This window comes from Hymenobacter roseosalivarius DSM 11622 (assembly GCF_900176135.1).
In the GTDB taxonomy this organism is placed as follows: Bacteria; Bacteroidota; Bacteroidia; order Cytophagales; family Hymenobacteraceae; genus Hymenobacter; species Hymenobacter roseosalivarius.
This window is the reverse complement of sequence record NZ_FWWW01000075.1, coordinates 168,338-186,186: the sequence shown is the minus strand read 5'-3', so window position 1 is coordinate 186,186 and position 17,849 is coordinate 168,338. Positions and strand designations below refer to the sequence as shown.

13 protein-coding genes are annotated in these 17,849 nt (G+C 51.0%); 6 read left to right on the top strand and 7 right to left on the bottom strand.

Going from position 1 to position 17,849, the window contains the following annotated elements; all coding sequences use genetic code 11:
- Window positions 1–28: 28 nt before the first annotated feature.
- From B9A24_RS13385 to B9A24_RS13360, 6 genes are all read right to left on the bottom strand, one after another.
- Window positions 29–1,345 (bottom strand): quinol:cytochrome C oxidoreductase, encoded by a 1,317-nt coding sequence (locus B9A24_RS13385; protein ID WP_234997259.1) that lies wholly within the window; start codon window positions 1,343–1,345, stop codon window positions 29–31.
- Between the two features lie 5 nt (window positions 1,346–1,350).
- The gene (locus B9A24_RS13380) at window positions 1,351–2,076 is read right to left on the bottom strand and encodes a c-type cytochrome (protein WP_084446522.1); all 726 of its coding nucleotides are present in this window, start codon (window positions 2,074–2,076) and stop codon (window positions 1,351–1,353) included.
- Window positions 2,076–2,603: a DUF3341 domain-containing protein gene (locus B9A24_RS13375; RefSeq protein ID WP_084446521.1), complete on the bottom strand. Its 528-nt coding sequence runs from the start codon at window positions 2,601–2,603 to the stop codon at window positions 2,076–2,078. The genes B9A24_RS13380 and B9A24_RS13375 overlap by 1 nt, the downstream gene beginning before the upstream one ends.
- Window positions 2,596–4,056, bottom strand: a complete 1,461-nt coding sequence (nrfD, locus tag B9A24_RS13370) for an NrfD/PsrC family molybdoenzyme membrane anchor subunit (protein ID WP_234997257.1) — start codon at window positions 4,054–4,056, stop codon at window positions 2,596–2,598. Before nrfD ends, B9A24_RS13375 begins: the two co-directional genes overlap by 8 nt.
- A gap of 71 nt (window positions 4,057–4,127) precedes the next feature.
- Window positions 4,128–7,169, bottom strand: a complete 3,042-nt coding sequence (locus tag B9A24_RS13365) for a TAT-variant-translocated molybdopterin oxidoreductase (protein WP_084446520.1) — start codon at window positions 7,167–7,169, stop codon at window positions 4,128–4,130.
- Window positions 7,170–7,314: 145 nt separating this feature from the next.
- Window positions 7,315–8,658, bottom strand: coding sequence for a c-type cytochrome (locus B9A24_RS13360; protein ID WP_084446519.1), 1,344 nt, complete (start codon window positions 8,656–8,658; stop codon window positions 7,315–7,317).
- A 452-nt stretch (window positions 8,659–9,110) separates the two neighbouring features.
- Between B9A24_RS13360 and rpsF the strand changes: the two genes are divergently transcribed.
- The 6 genes from rpsF (at window position 9,111) to priA (ending at window position 17,126) form a co-directional block, all read left to right on the top strand.
- Window positions 9,111–9,488, top strand: coding sequence for a 30S ribosomal protein S6 (gene rpsF, locus B9A24_RS13355; protein ID WP_084446518.1), 378 nt, complete (start codon window positions 9,111–9,113; stop codon window positions 9,486–9,488).
- Between the two features lie 8 nt (window positions 9,489–9,496).
- Entirely contained in the window at window positions 9,497–9,748 is a 252-nt protein-coding gene (gene rpsR / locus B9A24_RS13350) for a 30S ribosomal protein S18 (RefSeq protein ID WP_084446517.1), read from the top strand.
- A 102-nt stretch (window positions 9,749–9,850) separates the two neighbouring features.
- Window positions 9,851–10,294, top strand: coding sequence for a 50S ribosomal protein L9 (rplI, locus tag B9A24_RS13345; protein WP_084446516.1), 444 nt, complete (start codon window positions 9,851–9,853; stop codon window positions 10,292–10,294).
- Between the two features lie 191 nt (window positions 10,295–10,485).
- Window positions 10,486–12,330 (top strand): GSCFA domain-containing protein, encoded by a 1,845-nt coding sequence (locus B9A24_RS13340; protein WP_234997255.1) that lies wholly within the window; start codon window positions 10,486–10,488, stop codon window positions 12,328–12,330.
- A gap of 59 nt (window positions 12,331–12,389) precedes the next feature.
- Window positions 12,390–14,429, top strand: coding sequence for a thioredoxin domain-containing protein (locus B9A24_RS13335; RefSeq protein ID WP_084446514.1), 2,040 nt, complete (start codon window positions 12,390–12,392; stop codon window positions 14,427–14,429).
- Window positions 14,430–14,588: 159 nt separating this feature from the next.
- The gene (priA, locus tag B9A24_RS13330) at window positions 14,589–17,126 is read left to right on the top strand and encodes a replication restart helicase PriA (protein WP_084446513.1); all 2,538 of its coding nucleotides are present in this window, start codon (window positions 14,589–14,591) and stop codon (window positions 17,124–17,126) included.
- A gap of 68 nt (window positions 17,127–17,194) precedes the next feature.
- On the opposite strand, the gene B9A24_RS13325 is transcribed toward priA, so the two are convergent.
- On the bottom strand, window positions 17,195–17,812 hold the full coding sequence (locus B9A24_RS13325; protein ID WP_084446512.1) for a hypothetical protein: 618 nt from the start codon (window positions 17,810–17,812) through the stop codon (window positions 17,195–17,197).
- Between the last annotated feature and the right edge of the window lie 37 nt (window positions 17,813–17,849).

Below are 17,849 nucleotides of genomic sequence, written 5' to 3'. Positions count from 1 at the left end.
TACTTTTTACCTAATACTCAAATCAATTTTATGTTGTATGATGTACGCTTTCGTCAAGGAAAGGATGATGCACGGGCACTAATGACGCTTGAGACAGACGCTTTGTAAACAATAACAGGAAAGAGCCCAAAAAGATCAGTGCAATACCAATTTCAATAACAAATCCGCTTTCAGCCTTCATGGTTGCAGGCATAATCATCAGATAGAAATCAAACCAGTGCCCTATCAAGATGGCTATACATACAATTTTCAGCATAATCATTTGGCGCTTTGCGTCCCGTGTCATCATCACAAGGAATGGAAAAGCGAAGTTGATGATCAAATTGAAATAGAAGATCCAAGTATAGTGACCATTAAAGCCCCCCAAGCGCTGATTAAAATAAACTGCCTCTTCAGGAAAGTTGGCATACCATATCAGCATAAACTGTGAAAACCATATATAGGTCCAGAATATGCTGAAACCAAACATGAGCTTACCAAGATCATGAAGATGGTTAGCGTTTAGAAAACGTAGATAACCAGCTTGCTTTAGATAGATAGCAGCAAGCGTTACTGCGGCAATGCCCGATACCCACCAGCTAGCGAATACATACCAGCCAAACATTGTACTAAACCAGTGTACGTCAATTGACATCACCCAATCCCAGGCTGCCATTGAGGACGAGACGGCAAACAGAACCAGAAAGAGAGCCCCTACATTTATACTCTTATGGAAGTACTCCGTTCCTCCATTAATGTCTTCCTCAAGTGAAAGCTTTCTGAGTCTTTCTGAAAAGAACCACCAGATACCCAAATAAGTAACCATTCTGATTACATAGAATGGCAAATTTAAGAAACCGCTTTTACCTGCCACTATCGCGTCGTAGTTCTCATGACCAAGTGTCATAATTCCATCGTGAGTCCAGTGAAACAGATCATGGCGGCCCACAAAGAACACGATAAGCATAATTATAGCACCTGGCATAAGCCAGGCACTTAAGGCTTCGTTTATACGCTTGATTAGTACAGACCAACCAGCGTAGGCTACGTATTGTAGTGCTACGAAGAAGGTACCGATAACGGCAATACCAATGAAGTAAACATTACTATGCCAGAGGCTTACCAACACTCGCTTCAGCCAAACCGGACTTCCCTCATGGTGCTCCGCCGAGGCGCCTGCTCCGGTTCCTACTTCATGGCCAGTAGCGGCACTATGCTCCTCTCCTATTCCTAGGGCAGCTAACACTACTCCGATAATCAACAGGATAACACCCGCCGCGATTATAGTAATGAATTTCTTACGAGTGCTAGGCGAAAGTTGTAAATGTTCAGCCGTAACACCATCCTGGTGCGTCAGAGTTGCCATAATTGTTAGTTCGCCGTTCCGTTTCTTGCCTCCGTACCACCTTGCCCTGGAGTCGCTGATGCTTTGTCAGCTTGTGCCTCCCCTATCGGACTCTGGTTGGCACGATCAGTCATTTCGGTAGAATCCTGACTGACATCCACTAGTTTGGCCAATCCATCAGGACCTTCACCACGCTGTAGCACGCGTACGTACATAGCAATTTTCCAGCGCTCTTCAGGGTTCACAATAGAACCGTGTGGCATCATACGGTTACGTCCCCATTGAATGACATGATAGATATGTCCGTCATTCATAGTTTTATAGGCACCCGCAGAATAGTTAGGAACACCTTTGAACTTGATACCTACAGGTCCTTGGCCCCCACCATCTTCACCATGGCAATGTGAACAAACTCTGGTGTAGAGCGCCTTTCCCTCTTCCAAGTTAGCCTTTGAATAAGCATAAGGATTACGCAATACACGCTCCGCAATACCTACACTGTCTTTAGGAATGTGCGTGTAGTAATTTAATTTACCCAATGGAACGGTTCCCACTACTGGAACACGTTCGTTGATACCCATTGGGTTGATTAAATTAACGTTAGTTTGCCTAAGCGGTTCGTATGGGATGGACTCATACATTTCGGGGGCATATTGGATAGCCGGAACGTCAGCACGGTCGCAGCTAGTAGCTAATACCGCAGCAAAGAGCATTGTCGACCCCTGAAGACTTAATTTCAGCCAGTGCATCATTATTTTTGGGTCATTTCTTTTTCGTTGACTTCCGATGCACCGTTTTCGCGGAGCAGTTGAGTTAAGCGGCTCAATTCAGAAGCATCATCTTTTAATTCGATGGCCATTACAAACTTGTCATCAGTAGCACGAACATCCATCACTGGCACTTTCCAACGTGGGTAGAGCTTGCTGATCGTGAAAAAGGTAATTACCATGCCATGAGCACAGAAAAGCACCGTCATCTCAAAGCTCACGGGAATAAATGCTGGCAGAGCAATATGAGGTTTACCACCAATAATCATTGGCCAATCGAAACCCAGCATATAAATCTGCATCCATAAGGCAAATGATAAGCCTGTCAGACCAAAGAAAAATGCTGCGATGGGTAGGCGCGAACGCTCAATACCGAGAGCGTCGTCGATACCGTGAACAGGATAAGGCGAGAACACGTCGTGGATCTTAACTCCAGCGGCGCGGATGTTCTCGATGGCGTGCAACAGCACGTCCTCGTCGTCGAAGATGCCGAGGGCGAAGCGCTTAGTCATGCTTATTATAATTTACGGGAGCTGAAGCTGGGACGGCAGGAGCTACTGGTTGATGAACTGGAGCCACTTGGTGGCTATGATGACCGACATACGTTGGGCCATTATCCACTCCATACTTAAGAATAGTCTTAACCTCAGCCATATTCACTACTGGAAAGAACTTAGCAAATAGAAGGAAGAGGGTAAAAAACAGACCTAGGGTGCCAACATAGATTCCGATATCGACCCAAGTTGGAGAGAACATTACCCAGCTTGAAGGCAAGTAATCACGATGCAACGACGTTACGATAATCACGAATCGTTCAAACCACATACCGATGTTCACGATAATAGAAAGAACGAACGTAGCCGGAATGCTGTAGCGAATGCGCCGGAACCACACTAGCTGAGGCGTAATTACGTTACACGTCATCATAGAAGCATAAGCCCACCAATACGGTCCAGTAGCACGGTTGATAAATGCGTATTGCTCAAACTCAACTTGTGAATACCAGGCAATGAAGAACTCAGTGATGTAGGCAACACCTACTATAGAGCCTGTAATCATCATGATTTTGTTCATCAAAGCAATGTGCTCTAGTGTAATGTAGTCTTCGAGCTTAAATACTACCCGCGTGATAAGCATCAGCGTTAGTACCATCGCAAAACCGGAGAAAATCGCCCCCGCAACGAAATAAGGAGGAAAAATAGTGGTATGCCAACCAGGTACAATGGAGGTTGCAAAGTCCATTGATACAATAGTATGTACCGAAAGCACTAGAGGAGTTGCAACACCGGCTAAGATCAGCGACACTGTCTCGTAACGTGACCAAGCTTTGGCCGAACCTTTCCAACCAAAGCTCAGCAGGGCATAAGCGCGCTTAGCAATAGGGCCTTTTGCCCGATCGCGAATAGTAGCGAAGTCGGGAATGAGGCCGATATACCAGAATACTAGGGAAACTGAGAAGTATGTGGAGATGGCAAATACATCCCACAGAAGAGGTGAATTAAAGTTCACCCACAGCGAACCAAACGTATTTTGAAATGGGAATACCCAATAAGCCAACCAAGGCCGGCCCATGTGCAGTACAGGGAACATGGCCGCGCATATTACAGCAAAAATGGTCATTGCCTCAGCTGCGCGGTTAATAGAGCTACGCCATTTTTGACGGAACAGCAATAGTACTGCTGAAATCAAAGTACCAGCGTGACCGATACCTACCCACCATACAAAGTTGGTAATGTCCCAAGCCCAGCCAACCGTTTTGTTCAGGCCCCATTCTCCGATGCCATACCATAAAGTGCGGTATACAGAATAGAAGAAAATGCCCAGAAAAAAGAGCGCCACGCTCAGGGCTGCCATCCATCGAATATTTGGCTTAGCTTCCACCTGGCGGCACACGTCCTGCGTGATGTCGTGGTAAGTTTTGCCCCCCGTTACAAGCGGCTCTCTTACTGGCGATACGTGCTGCATAATTTTGAATGTAAAAAGTGGCGAGACGAGTTATTTTATCAGCGATATAATCTCTTGTCCCTTCGCTGTTTCTAAACTGTTAGCTTTTTGCCTGGCTCCACATTACGAATCTTCGTCAGATACGTGATGTTTGGCTGCACATTGATAGCGTCGAGTACGTGAAAGCCACGTTCTCCATCTTCGCGTCGTGTAACTTGTGACACGCGCGAGTTTGGATCGCGTAGGTCACCAAATACGATAGCCTGGGTTGGGCAAGACTGGGCGCAAGCTGTAACTACTTCGCCGTCTACCGGACGACGACGCTCTTTTTTGGCTTCCAGCTTAGCAAGTTGAATACGCTGAACGCAGAAGCTACACTTCTCCATTACCCCGCGTGCCCGTACTGTCACGTCAGGGTTCAAGACCATGCGACCTAGGTCGGTGAACATGTGACCATTTACAGCCTCGAACTTCTCATTCGTATAGTAAGAGAACCAGTTGAAACGGCGCACTTTGTAAGGGCAGTTGTTTGCACAATAACGAGTACCTACGCAACGGTTGTAGGTCATTTGGTTCAATCCTTCGCTGCTATGTGTAGTCGCAAGTACTGGACATACCGTCTCGCAGGGAGCATGATTGCAGTGCTGACATAACATTGGCTCGAAGATTACGCTCGGATTTTCCGATGGTTCTTCCATTGCGTCGTAAGTATCCAGCTTACCCTTCTCCGCGAAATCCTCTTTAGTAGTATCTGAGCTATAGTAGCGGTCAATACGCAGCCAATGCATCTCACGACGATTGATTACTTCCTGCTTACCTACTACCGCTATGTTATTTTCTACCTGGCAACCGATTACGCAGGCACCACAGCCAATACAGGAGTTTAGGTCGATGACCATACCCCAGTGGTGATTCTTGTACTCATAATCTTGCCACAGAGACACCTTGTTGGGCTTTTCGAGACCATCAGGGGTAGCAACTTTATCGTACTCAGTTACCTCTTTAGGGTTTTTGATATACTGAGCTAGGGTAGACTCTTGCACTACTGGCTTACGGTCCATAACCGTGTGGTGCGTCTGCGTCTGAGCGATGGGTGACTTCGCGCCGGTCTTCTCTAGGGTAGCAGTACCGCTATATTGGAGTGCGTTGCCACGGACTGTTGCTAAAGGATAAGCGTTGGCGCCCACTTTGCTGCCTACTTTACCAGCCAACTCGCGGCCATAACCAACTGCTATACTAACTGATCCTTTTGCCTGACCTGGCTGAATAAGAACGGGGAGTTCAATTGATGTACCGTTGGCGGTAACTTTAAGTACATCGCCCTGCTCCCACTCATTTGCTACAGCCATGTCGCGGGGTACAGCTATATAGTTACCCCAAGTAGCTTTTGATATTGGGTCAGGTAATTCTTGCAACCAAGGGTTATTGGCTTCGAAACCATTACCGATACCTACTTTCTCGTAAAGCGAGAATTCGATGCCTCCTGCTTTTGGTGCGCGGGCTATAGCACTGATCGCTTGATTAGTATCAACTGCGGTAGCAACCGGAGCGAGTGGCGCAGGTGAAAGCGAACCAGCGGCTACACCATCATGAACGGCCTTATCCCAACCTTGTTGGAAATTGCCCCCCAGAATGCTACGCCAGTTGGCGCGCAGGAAGTTGTAGTAGCTCTGTGGATTGCCAGCCCATGTCAGCAAGCTGTCCTGAGCCTGACGGGTAGCGAAAAGAGGAGAAATTGTAGGTTGCGCTAAGCTTAATGAACCGCGTTTAGGCTCATAGTCATTCCACGACTCTAAGTAATGATGATCAGGGGCAGCATAGTAGCAGAGGCTACCTGTTTCATCCAAGCGGTCATTGAAAGAAATGCTCAACGGTACTTTAGCAATGCCTGATTTTACTTTGGCAGCTAATGGGTGATCATAAACAGGATTGGCGTGATAAAATATCACAGCACCAACGCTACCAGCATTCATCTCATTCACGAGACGGATCATGCGAGTATCATCTCCCTGGCGTACCATCGAAGGATTTGCCGTGTCAATTGTAGCCCCTATGTTACCTAATGATTGGTTGATGGCAGCTACAAGCGTTTGGATTGCTACATCGTTAGAGCCAGCAACTACTAAGCTACGGCCTCTGTTGGCTTTCAACTCGGCAGCAGCTTTCTTCAACTGTGCATTATTAAAACTAGAAGCAGCACCGCCACCTACTACCTCATTATATAACGCCAGTGTAGCCTGCCCCATTTCTGAAGGCTTGAGCGGCACGCGTATATCGGCATTAGAGCCAGTTAGAGAAAGATTGGGCTCAAACTGGAAATGACGCGACATTGTTCTTTTGTCGCTTGATACTTTGCGATTCGTGATATACTGGTGAGCGTGCTCCACTGGCGATATCCAAGTACCTAGGAAGTCAGCCCCTAAGCTCACAATCACATTGGCTTTGCTAAAGTCGAAAGAAGGCAGTACACCTCCATTAGCCTGTATCAACGCCGACTGAGATTGAGCGTCATACATCACATGCTCTGTAGTGGGATAGCGTGAGGCAAATTCCGCAATAGCTCTTTTAGTCGAAGGGCTAATGATGGTTGGTGATACGATAGCAATTTTGCCCCCCGTAGCAACAAGCTTACTGCGAATCTCTTGGTCAACGCGGTCCTTATCAGCTTGCTGGCCTTTGATTGTGAAATACTGTAGACGAGCGCTGTCATACAGGCTCAAAACAGAAGCTTGAGCACGAGCTGACAGACCACCTCGCGTAATTAGTGACTCTGGATTCCCCTCCAACTTGATTGGCCGGCCTTCCCGGGTCTTTACTAAGACGCTGTTGTAATCTGAACCGTTGAAATAAGTCGAAGCATAGAAGTTAGCAATACCTGGATCGACTTCCTCAGGTTTGTTAAGATATGGAATTGCTTTATGAATAGGAGCCTCACAGCTAGCCAGAGTGGCTGCTGCCAAGCTGAACCCCATCAGCTTCAGGAAATCACGACGTGGAGAAACAGTAGCGTCAGTAGAGCTGTTTTTTTCGCTCACCGGCAGGAAATCGGCAAATTCGCTGAAAGCATTCTTTGCAAACTCTGGCGAGTTTTCTAGCTCCTCGATTCCTTTCCAGTATTTGGGCGACTCTTGCATTTTGTTTGACTTGTATTCTTGGAGATCTAAAGATCTGAGAGAAACCCAGTTATAATCTCTAAGTAAGAAGTGTTATTTTAAGGTACTGAGCCTGAAAGCGCAAGTGTGAGCAGAATTCATACTCACACTTAAGCTATATGGTAACTCAATAGTGGCACTTGGAGCACTCAGTACCACCATTTGATGACACTGTGAAGGCGGCACCTTGGTTGGCAGCATCGTGCAATTTCACGAGGTTGTCATAATAGCCGTTGCCTTTTGTATTAAGCGGTTGCTCGCGGTGGCAGTTAATGCACCAGCCCATAGTCAGGGGTGAATATTGGTACACTACTTCCATATTCTGGATAGGACCGTGGCAGGTCTGGCACTCAATACCGCCTACCTGCGTGTGCTGAGAGTGGTTGAAGTAAGCCAAATCTGGCAGATTGTGCACTCGTACCCATTGGATAGGCTGCTTGCGCTCAATGGCACGATAAATTTTCTTGATTTCGGGTGATTCCGTCTTGATCTGTGAGTGGCAGTTCATACAGATGTTAGCCGAAGGAATGTTAGCGCTCTTGCTCTTATATACGCTAGTGTGGCAATAAGCACAGTTGATCTGGTTCTCGCCAGCGTGCAGTTTGTGCGAGAAAGCAATTGGCTGCGTAGGTTGATAGCCTTGGTCCAGACCAATAGCCATTACGCCTTGTACCGACTCATATAGAACTACGAGAACAAAAAGCCCCACAGCCAACCCACGCACGACGTTAGACTTGTATATTTTGCTGAAATCAAATTTCTGATCAAGCAGCTCTATATCTCGGCCATCAAGATCCTTGCGGCCTTTCAGGACATCGCCCATGATATTGGCGATGATAACTAAGGTTACAACCAAGACAATCAGAACAACTACCAATACGATCAGAAGTAGGTCGACGTATTGACCAGCACCCGTGCCAACGCCGGCTCCACCTGCCTCTTGACCATCAACTTGACCAGCATTGCCAGCAGTTGCACCACCAGCGGTCACTTGAGAGGGCTTTTCGCTCTCGGCAGCGATGTAGGATACAATAGAGGTGATCTCGGCATCAGTCAGCGCGAAGCTAGGCATCTGCTGCTTCTGATACTGATTGTAGATCTTAACCGCGTACTCATCACCGCTGGCTACCATCTTGCTGGAGTTCTTGATCCAAGGGATCAGCCAGGAAATGGGGCGGCGCTTATGCACATCCTTCAGAGCCGGTCCTACCACTACCTCGTTGATGGCGTGGCACTGGGCGCAGTTACCTTTAAATAACGCGTCGCCAGCGGCAATTGCGGCAGGGTCGCCGGTGGTAGTGCCTGCAGCGGCGGCGGGCGCAGCTTGGGCTGCAGCTCCGGGAACCACCCCTTCTTTACTTACGGCCGGCGCGGCACCAACGTCCTGTGCCGAGGCACGGCCGACGGAGGCAAACGTCAGAAACAGAGCAAGAAAGAAGTGGGGAAGGGTACGAAGTCGGATGCTATTCATAGCACAAATTCACTGGGGAAAAGAAACGCAGGGGTGCCTTAAGGCCACAAATGTAGGTCGGGAAATGCAGGAAACAAAAGCGACACTTCTAATTTTTGGGAAAGGAAAACACAGCAAAACCCACCAAAAACCCACTTCGCAGCACTTCAGCACTAAAATAAGGGGTTGCAACTCAACTAGCCAGATGTAAGCCCACTGTACTAGTGGATTTGGCAATTATCGTGGTCTGTTAGTTCTCCAACTGTTGTTGCCAGCGAAAGGTTTTACTTAGTTTATAGTAAGCAATGTTTCCGTTAAAATTTCCATTCAGCACCTCTATATAGTTGTTTGGCAGGAAATTGATTTTCCGGTTTCAAGGTAAAAATAAGTGAAGTGTTTAGCGCAGATATCCTGTTATTTAGCTACCTTTGCCCCCTAATTTAGTTTTTCACTTAATTTTTTCATCCCGTCTAATGGAAGTAAGAAATTACGAGACGGTCTTTCTCCTGACGCCCGTTCTGAACGAAAGTCAGGTGCAAGAGACGATCGAGAAGTTCTCGCAGGTGCTTAAGGAAAATGGCGCCGACATTATCAACACTGAAAACTGGGGCCTTAAAAAGCTTGCTTACCCAATTCAGAAGAAATCTACCGGGTATTATCACCTAGTAGAATTCGCTGGCTCTGGTAACATAGTGGACCAGCTGGAGCTAGCATTTCGCCGCGATGAGCGTGTGATTCGTTTTTTGACTACGGTGCTCGACAAGCACGCAGTAGCTTATAACGAGCGCCGCCGCAATGGGGAAATGAACCAGCAGAAAGCCCAGAAACAATCGGAAGCAGTAGCCCAATAATTAAGAAGATGAGCCTCGCCAACGAAAAGATCCACAAGCAGGATACCCGCAAAAAGTACTGCCGCTTCAAGAAGAACGGTATTAAGTACGTGGACTACAAAGACCCGAACTTCCTTCTGAAGTTTGTAAACGAGCAGGGCCGCGTGCTGCCCCGCCGCCTTACGGGCACCAGCCTGAAATTCCAGCGCAAAGTGGCTCAGGCCGTGGCTAAGGCCCGTCACCTGGCGCTCATGCCCTACGTAACCGACTCTTTGAAATAGACATGAGATAGGAGAAGCGAGGAGTGAGACTATGTTCTCAAGTAATTGGCTTGAAATAGTAGTCTCATCTCTCACTTCTCATCTCTCACTTCTCCTAAAAACATGGAAGTAATTCTGAAAGACGACGTAAAGAACCTGGGCTACAAGAACGACATCGTGACGGTAAAGCCTGGATATGGTCGCAACTTCCTGCTCCCGCAGGGGTTGGCTATTCTAGCCGACAAGACTAACAAGAAAATTGTAGCTGAAAATGTACGCCAAGCGGCGCACAAGGCTGAAAAGATCAAAACCGAAGCTCAGAGCGTGGCTACCCAGATTGGTGACGTGGCTTTCGACATTCGCGCCAAAGTAGGCGAGAGTGGTAAAATTTTTGGCCGCGTGACTACGCTTCAGCTTGCTGAGGCGTTGAAAGCTAAAGGCATCGACGTAGACCGCAAGCGTATTTCTTTTGATCAGGAACCAACCGCTGTTGGTGAGTACACTGCTACCATCAACCTACACAAAGAAGTAAAGCATCAGGTTCGTTTCAATGTTGTAGCTGAGTAAGCTGCTTCGCTTCAAGAAAAAGCCCCCCAGCACCGCGCTGGGGGGCTTTTTTCTTAATCAACCTCGCGCCTTTTATCACCGACGGTAACTTTGACCGAGTTGGAGGCATTATCTGATCTGAGGCTGGCAATCCATACCAGGTAGGTTGCTGTTTTGGCTAAAAGAGGAGAGTTGAGTAGGTTGCTTACCCATTGACCCATTTCTGGTCATTTATTATTCTGATGTTTCGTACTGAAATACCTCTAACGCCTCATTCTAGCCCTTTATCGCTCGCGGCTCGCGTGCTGACGGTAGGCTCCTGCTTTTCGGATGTGTTGGGTGATCGATTGAATACTTATAAAGTACGGTCGCTCACCAATCCGTTTGGTACTGTCTTTAATCCGTTGTCAGCCTGCAAACTGTTGCGAGCCGCGGCGGGGGAGGAGATGGATTGGCAACAGCACTTGGTGCCTGCTCGGGGGCGCTGGCAGAGCTATGATTTGCATGCTACGGTAGGCTCAGACTCTCCCGTGGAACTGCTACAGCACATTCAGGAGTTGATGCAGCATACTGGCCAGTTTCTTGAAACGGCTGATGTTGTTGTTCTGACTCTGGGAACGGCCTACGCTTATCGGTTGCGGGAAACCCAGGAAATAGTGAGTAACTGCCATAAGGTGCCTGCTGACCAGTTTGAGAAAGAGCTGCTGACACCTGATGAGATTATCAATGCCATAGCTGAGACGCACGCGCTACTGCGTCGCCGCAACCCGAAGCTGCGCTTCGTGCTGACAGTGAGTCCGGTGCGTCATATAAAGGACACGCTGCCTTTGAATGCGGTCAGTAAGTCGATATTGCGGGTAGCTTGTCACTATCTAAGCGAACTGCTGCCCGATGTGACGTATTTCCCTGCCTATGAGCTGCTGATGGATGATTTGCGGGATTATCGGTTCTACGCCGCTGATATGATTCATCCCACGCCAGTAGCGGAAGACTATGTCTGGGAGCGTTTCTCGCGCGAATATTTTGATAGCAGCTTTGGCCGTTTTCAGAAGGAATGGGACGCCGTACGTCAGGCGATGGCCCATCGTCCGTTGTATCCGGCTTCTCCCGAGCACCGCCAGTTTCTGGAAACCACCCTTACCCGCCTGCGACGGCTTGGGAACCAAGTAGACGTGCGGCCAGAGGTTCGGGAGGTGCAGAAACAGCTTCATTCACTTCCGGCGCCCCTTAAACCTCGCCCGGCACCTGTACCGGAAGTTGATGAGGACGAAGAAGAGCGTATTGACATAGGAGAGGTTGAAAATGCCCCACAGCCCGCAATAGTCCCTGTCGCGGTCACTACCGCACCTACTTCCTACTCCTCCCCTACCCCAGAACAAGCTGTCAGTGAGGAAACAATATCGGAGGCGACAGAAGCTGCTCCATTTAAGAAAAAACGTCGGTCGCGGGGCGGCGCTAAACGCAGTGGCCGCAAGAAGGCCGCGCAGTTGGCGGCGACGCTGGCCAGCGTCGCAAATGAGGATTTGTCGATTGCTGATAATTCTTCAGACCAACGAGAAATAGTTGAAGCTGAGACTGAAATGACTCCCAACTCACCAGTTGAGATTACAGATTATACGGACAAAACTGTAGAGGTTACCAGTCAGGATGCTGCTCCAGCAGAAGTACCTTCTAGTAGGGAGGTACAAGGATCAGGGACAGCGCCTGAGGTGCAAGCTCATGCCCCAGCGCCGCCTAAACGGCGGACGGCGGCCCAAGTGAAAGCCGCTAAAACTTCACGCAAGCCCACAAAAGCAACGACAACGAAAGCTGAGAGCAAGCCAAGAACTGCTCGTCCGGCCCGGCGCAAGCCGACTGTTGAGCCGCCGTCACCAGCCCCTGAGCAACTTTCTCTTACTTTGGCTGCCTCCAGCTTGCCTACGGCAGATGCTCCGCCTGCACCGGAAACTCCCCCCACGTCGGATTCAAAGCCTGTTAAATCCTCACCGAAGCGCCGAGCAAGGCCTCCGCGCAAAAAGCCTGCTTCATCTTCCGACCAACCAACTTCCGAAACGTAAAATGAAACCCGGCCTTTTCGCCGGGTTTCTTCTTTAGTTAGCCGCGCACTTTATTATATATGTCTGCCTCCCAAACGCCAGCTTACACTAACCTTCTTAGCCTCGAAACCAGCCCTTACCTGCTCCAACACGCGCATAATCCCGTGGACTGGTATCCGTGGGGCGAGGAAGCGCTGCGAAAGGCCAAAGCTGAGCAAAAGCCGATACTGGTAAGCATTGGCTACGCGGCCTGCCACTGGTGTCACGTCATGGAGCGCGAATCGTTCGAGAATCCGCGCATCGCGGAGGTGATGAACGCGCATTTCGTGTGCATTAAGGTCGACCGTGAAGAGCGCCCCGACGTGGACCAGTTATATATGGATGCCGTGCACGCGATGGGCGTACAAGGTGGGTGGCCGCTAAATGTGTTTTTGAATCCCGAGGCCAAGCCGTTTTATGGTGGCACCTATTTTCCGCCGCGCAACTGGACGCAACTGCTCACCAGCATAGGCCAGGCGTATCAGGGTGAGCAGCGGGGGGAGCTGGATGAGTCGGCGGAGCAGTTTGCCAGCGCTTTACAAGCCAGCGACTTGGCCAAGTACGGGTTGGGACCTACAGCCTCTACCGTATCGGACGAGCAGTTTGAGCTGCTGCTAGCTGATCTGGGGGGCAAATTTGACCAGACTTGGGGTGGAATGAACCGCGCGCCCAAGTTTCCCATGCCCAGTATCTGGCGTTTCCTGTTGCGGGCCTATCATCTGAAAGGCAGCCAACCCATCTTTGATCAACTTAATCGAACCCTGCGTCAGATGGCCTGGGGCGGCCTGTATGATCAGATTGGCGGCGGCTTTGCCCGCTATTCGGTAGACGCGGAGTGGCTGGCTCCGCATTTTGAAAAGATGCTCTACGATAATGGACAGCTCGTCAGCCTGTATGCCGAGGCGTATCAGGTGACCAGGGACGAGCTATACCAGACGGTGGTGTATGACACTATCGAGTTCGTGCGCCGGGAGCTGATGAGCCCGGAGGGGGGCTTTTACTCCTCCCTGGATGCCGATAGCGAGGGCGTGGAAGGCAGATTTTACGTATTCACCAAAAATGAGCTACGCGACATTCTCGACGATGAGGAGCTGCTGTTTTCTGCCTACTATAACTGCACGGCTGCCGGCAATTGGGAGCACGGCCAGAACATTCTGCACCGCCGCGAGTCGAACGAAGACTTTGCTGCAATCCACGAAATTGCCCCCCAGGTGCTGGCGGAGCTGGTGCATGGCTGGGGAAAGAAAATCATGGCGGCTCGTGCCAAGCGTGTCCGGCCCGGCACGGACGACAAGATTCTGACTGGTTGGAATGCCCTCATGCTCAACGGCCTCATCGACGCGTACCGCGCGTTTGGCGACGGGAAGTTTCTGGAATTAGCCTTACGCAACGCTCATTTTATTCAAATGAATCTGCGCAACGGTCCGCGTTTGTGGCGCAACTACAAGGATGGCAGAGCGACGATTGCAGGCTTTTTGGAAGACTACGCGCTGGTTATTCAGGCTTATATTAATCTGTATGAAGCCACATTTGACGCGCAGTGGCTGCACGAGGCGGAAACCCTAACCAGCTACGTGCAGGCTAACTTTTTTGACCCTGAAGAAAACCTGTTTTTCTACACCGACGCCAGCAGCGAGGCGCTGATTGCCCGTAAGAAAGAGCTGTTCGACAACGTAATTCCTGGCTCTAACTCTTTGATGGCGCACAACCTGCACCGTCTCAGCCTCCACCTCGAAAATGCCCCCCTAGGCGAGCTGGCGGCCACTATGCTGGCGCAAGTGCAGGACTTGGTAGTGAAGGAGCCGCAGCACCTCACCAACTGGGCCAGCTTGTATGCAGCCTTCCTGCGGCCATTAGCCGAAATCGCCATCGTCGGGCCAGAGGCGGAAACATTTCGCCGGGAGCTAAGCCGGCACTTTCTGCCGAACGTGGTGCTGGCGGGCGCAGCCTCGCCTACCGACGAGCTTCCGCTTTTGCAGCAGCGCACGGCGCTGGAGGGCCGCACTACGATTTACGTGTGTTTTAATCGGGCTTGCCAGCAGCCGGTTCATACTGTGGCTGAGGCGTTAGCGAAACTTTAGCCAGAAATGGCAGGTGAGATTTCGCGGCATTTACCCCTGTCAATTGTTAAGTAAAGGGAGTGCATGCGGTGACGCATTCTTACGAATAGCAGGGAGCAAGCGCGGGTCCGCGCCGCATCTCCTGTTATCTTTACCCTCCGACTTTGCCTGTTCTTTCCGTTGAGCCTCACCTTTGATTTTGTTTCGCCGGAGCCGGCGGCCACCGACCGCGTCACGCTGTTTGCCGACGTGATTCTGCCCCTGCCCCTGCCCAAGCTATACACCTACCGCGTGCCCTACGAGATGAACGACGAGGTCGTGATCGGGGGGCGGGTGATCGTGCAGTTTGGGGCCAAAAAAACGCTGAGCTGCATCGTGGCGGCCGTGCATGAAACGCCCCCCGCGCAGTATCAGGCCAAGTATATTCTCGAATTCATCGATGACGCGCCCGTCGTGACGCAGCCGCAGCTGAAGCTGTTTCGCTGGATGGCCGACTATTATATGTGTACGCTGGGCGAGGTCATCAACGCGGCGCTGCCCTCGGCGCTGAAGCTAAGCTCCGAATCGCGCATTCAGCTGCACCCGGCTTTCGTGGCGGAGGGCAGCCCCTACCCTATCTCGGAGCCGGAACAGCAGATTCTGACGGCTTTGAGCACTGAGGATGGTAAGTCTATGACATTCACGGAAGTGGGCGAGCTACTCGGCGTCAGCAGCTTTCATAAAGTCATTAAGTCCTTGATGCAGAAGGATATCATCTTCCTATTTGAGCATCTGGCCGACAAGTACTCGCCCAAAGTGGTGAAGAAGGTGCGGCTGGCGCATCATTTCATTGAGGAAAGCGCGCTGGAAACGCTTTTCGGCCAGCTGGCCGGCCGGCCCAAGCAGCTCGACGTGCTCATGCGCTATTTGCAGCGGGTGCCAGTGTACCAGAATATTCACGCTAATCATCGGGGGCTGGAGAAAAGCGCGCTGACCAGCAGTCCGCACCTTTCGCCATCGGCGGTGAATACGCTCATCAAAAACGGCGTACTGGAGCAGTTCGACGTGATTGTGTCGCGCTTTCCGCTGGATGATGAGCCCGAAGCCAAGCTGCATTTTACCTTCAGCGAAGCCCAGACCACCGCCCGCGACGAGATATTAACCCAATTCAGCCAGCGCGACATCGTGCTCCTGCACGGCGTGACGGGCGCGGGCAAAACCGAAATATACATCGAACTCATCCGCAATGCCCTGGATGGCGGTGGCCAAGTGCTGTACCTGCTGCCCGAAATTGCCCTCACCGCCCAGATTGTGACCCGTCTGATGCGCGTATTTGGGACGCGCCTGGGCGTGTACCACTCCAAGTTCTCGGATAATGAGCGCGTGGAAGTATGGAATGGCGTGCTGTCGGGGCGGTTTCAGGTGGTGGTGGGCGTACGCTCGGCGGTGTTTCTGCCGTTTGATAATCTGGCGCTGATTATCGTGGACGAGGAGCACGAGTCGAGCTACAAGCAGTACGAGCCGGCCCCGCGCTACAACGCCCGCGAGGTGGCCCTTATGATGGCCAACTATCAGGGGGCAAAAACCCTGCTGGGCTCGGCCACGCCGGCCGTGGAAACCTACTACCAGACTCGTGCCGGGCGCTGGGGGCTGGTGCAGCTTACCAAGCGCTTCGGCGAGGCTGGCTTGCCCGAAATTGAGCTGGTAGATACGCGCAAGCATCGCGAGGCCAAGAAGATGCACAACCACTTTACGCCCGAGCTGCTCAGTGAGATTGAGCGCAAGCTAGGCCTGCAGGAGCAGGTAATTCTGTTTCAGAACCGCCGCGGCTACTCTCCTTTCATCAACTGCCTCGACTGCGGCTGGATTCCGAAGTGTAAAAACTGCGCCGTGAGTTTGAGCTACCACAAGCATAGCCACGAGCTGCGCTGCCACTACTGCGGCTACAACGACCGGATGCCCGTGGAGTGCCCCGCCTGCGGCTCCCGCGCCCTGAAAACCGTCGGTTTCGGCACCGAGAAAATCGAAGACGACCTCAAAATCATGTTGCCGGCCGCCAACGTGCAGCGCATGGACTTGGACACGACCCGCGCTAAAAATTCGTACCAGCAGATCATCGCTGACTTCGAGAACCAGGTGACGAACGTGTTGGTAGGCACCCAGATGGTAACCAAGGGTCTGGACTTCGCCAACGTGAGTCTGGTAGGCATTATCAATGCCGACAGCATCATTCACTACCCCGATTTTCGGGCGCACGAGCGGGCTTTTCAGATGTTTGTGCAGGTAAGCGGCCGGGCCGGGCGCAAGGGCAAAAAGGGCAAAGTCATCATCCAGACCGCCGACCCAACGCAGGTTATTTTCGACAAGGTTATCCGCAACGACTACCTCGAATTTTACGAGTACGAAATCGGGCAGCGCCGCGAGTACGGCTTCCCACCGTTTATGCGCGTTATTCGTCTTACGGTGAAGCACGTCGATCAGCTGTTGGCGGAGCAGGCGGCCATTTTGCTCACCCAGGAGCTGGTGGAAAGGCTGGGCCGCGAGGCCGTTTTAGGGCCAGAAGCACCGTATATCTTTCGCATTCGTAATTTCTATCTACAGGAAATTACGGTTAAGATTGACCGCGAGCACACGGTGCTCAAGCAGGCCAAAGCCCATGTGTTGGCGGCTATGAACGTGGTGAAAGACCAGAAAGAATTCAAGCAAGCCCGCCTCGTGGCCGATGTGGACCCGATGTAGCCGTCAACTTTCAATCACAAAAAAGCCCCCCAGCGCGATGCTGGGGGGCTTTTTGTATACGGTTGCTCTTATAATTCATCAAGCAGATAAAGAACAATGAGAATTATACCCACAATGACTAAAATAGTACCAATGATACCAATCAATGTGCCTATTCCTCCACTAAGAGCTGTTCCTAATAATCCAACTAGTAGACCAACGATAAGCAGGATGATACCTTGGCGCAGTCTGCCTCCCAGCCGCTCGGCTCCGGCTGTTTCTGTCCGTTGCTTCACCTGCATCTTGCTCGACATTTTCTCAGCTTTTTTAGCTAGCTTCTGCACTAACGCTTTCTGTGCAAAACTCAGCTTGGGGGCCACGGTAGCCTTTGCAGGCGCGACAGCAACTGCGGGGGCTACTGCCTGAGCAGAGGCAGTTGGCGCTGCTACGGTAGCGGGGGGTACCTCAACCGGACGAGTAATAGCTACTTCCTCTGAAGTTGATATGGGAGCTTCGACAGCAGGAGTAACTTCGGTAGCGGCAGGAGCTTTCACAGCGGGTGCTACTGTTACGGCGCGCTGGGCAGTACCGTGATACGATGTTGTTTGAGGCAGCATGGCGTATTCAGCGCGGTTGCAGCTGCTCAATGCGGCAGTTACGGCTACAACGACCGTTAGCTTGTGCCAGAGTCCGGATAGGTGTTTCATAGGTCAAAAATGTAAGTGGAGAGAAGTAGAACCGGCT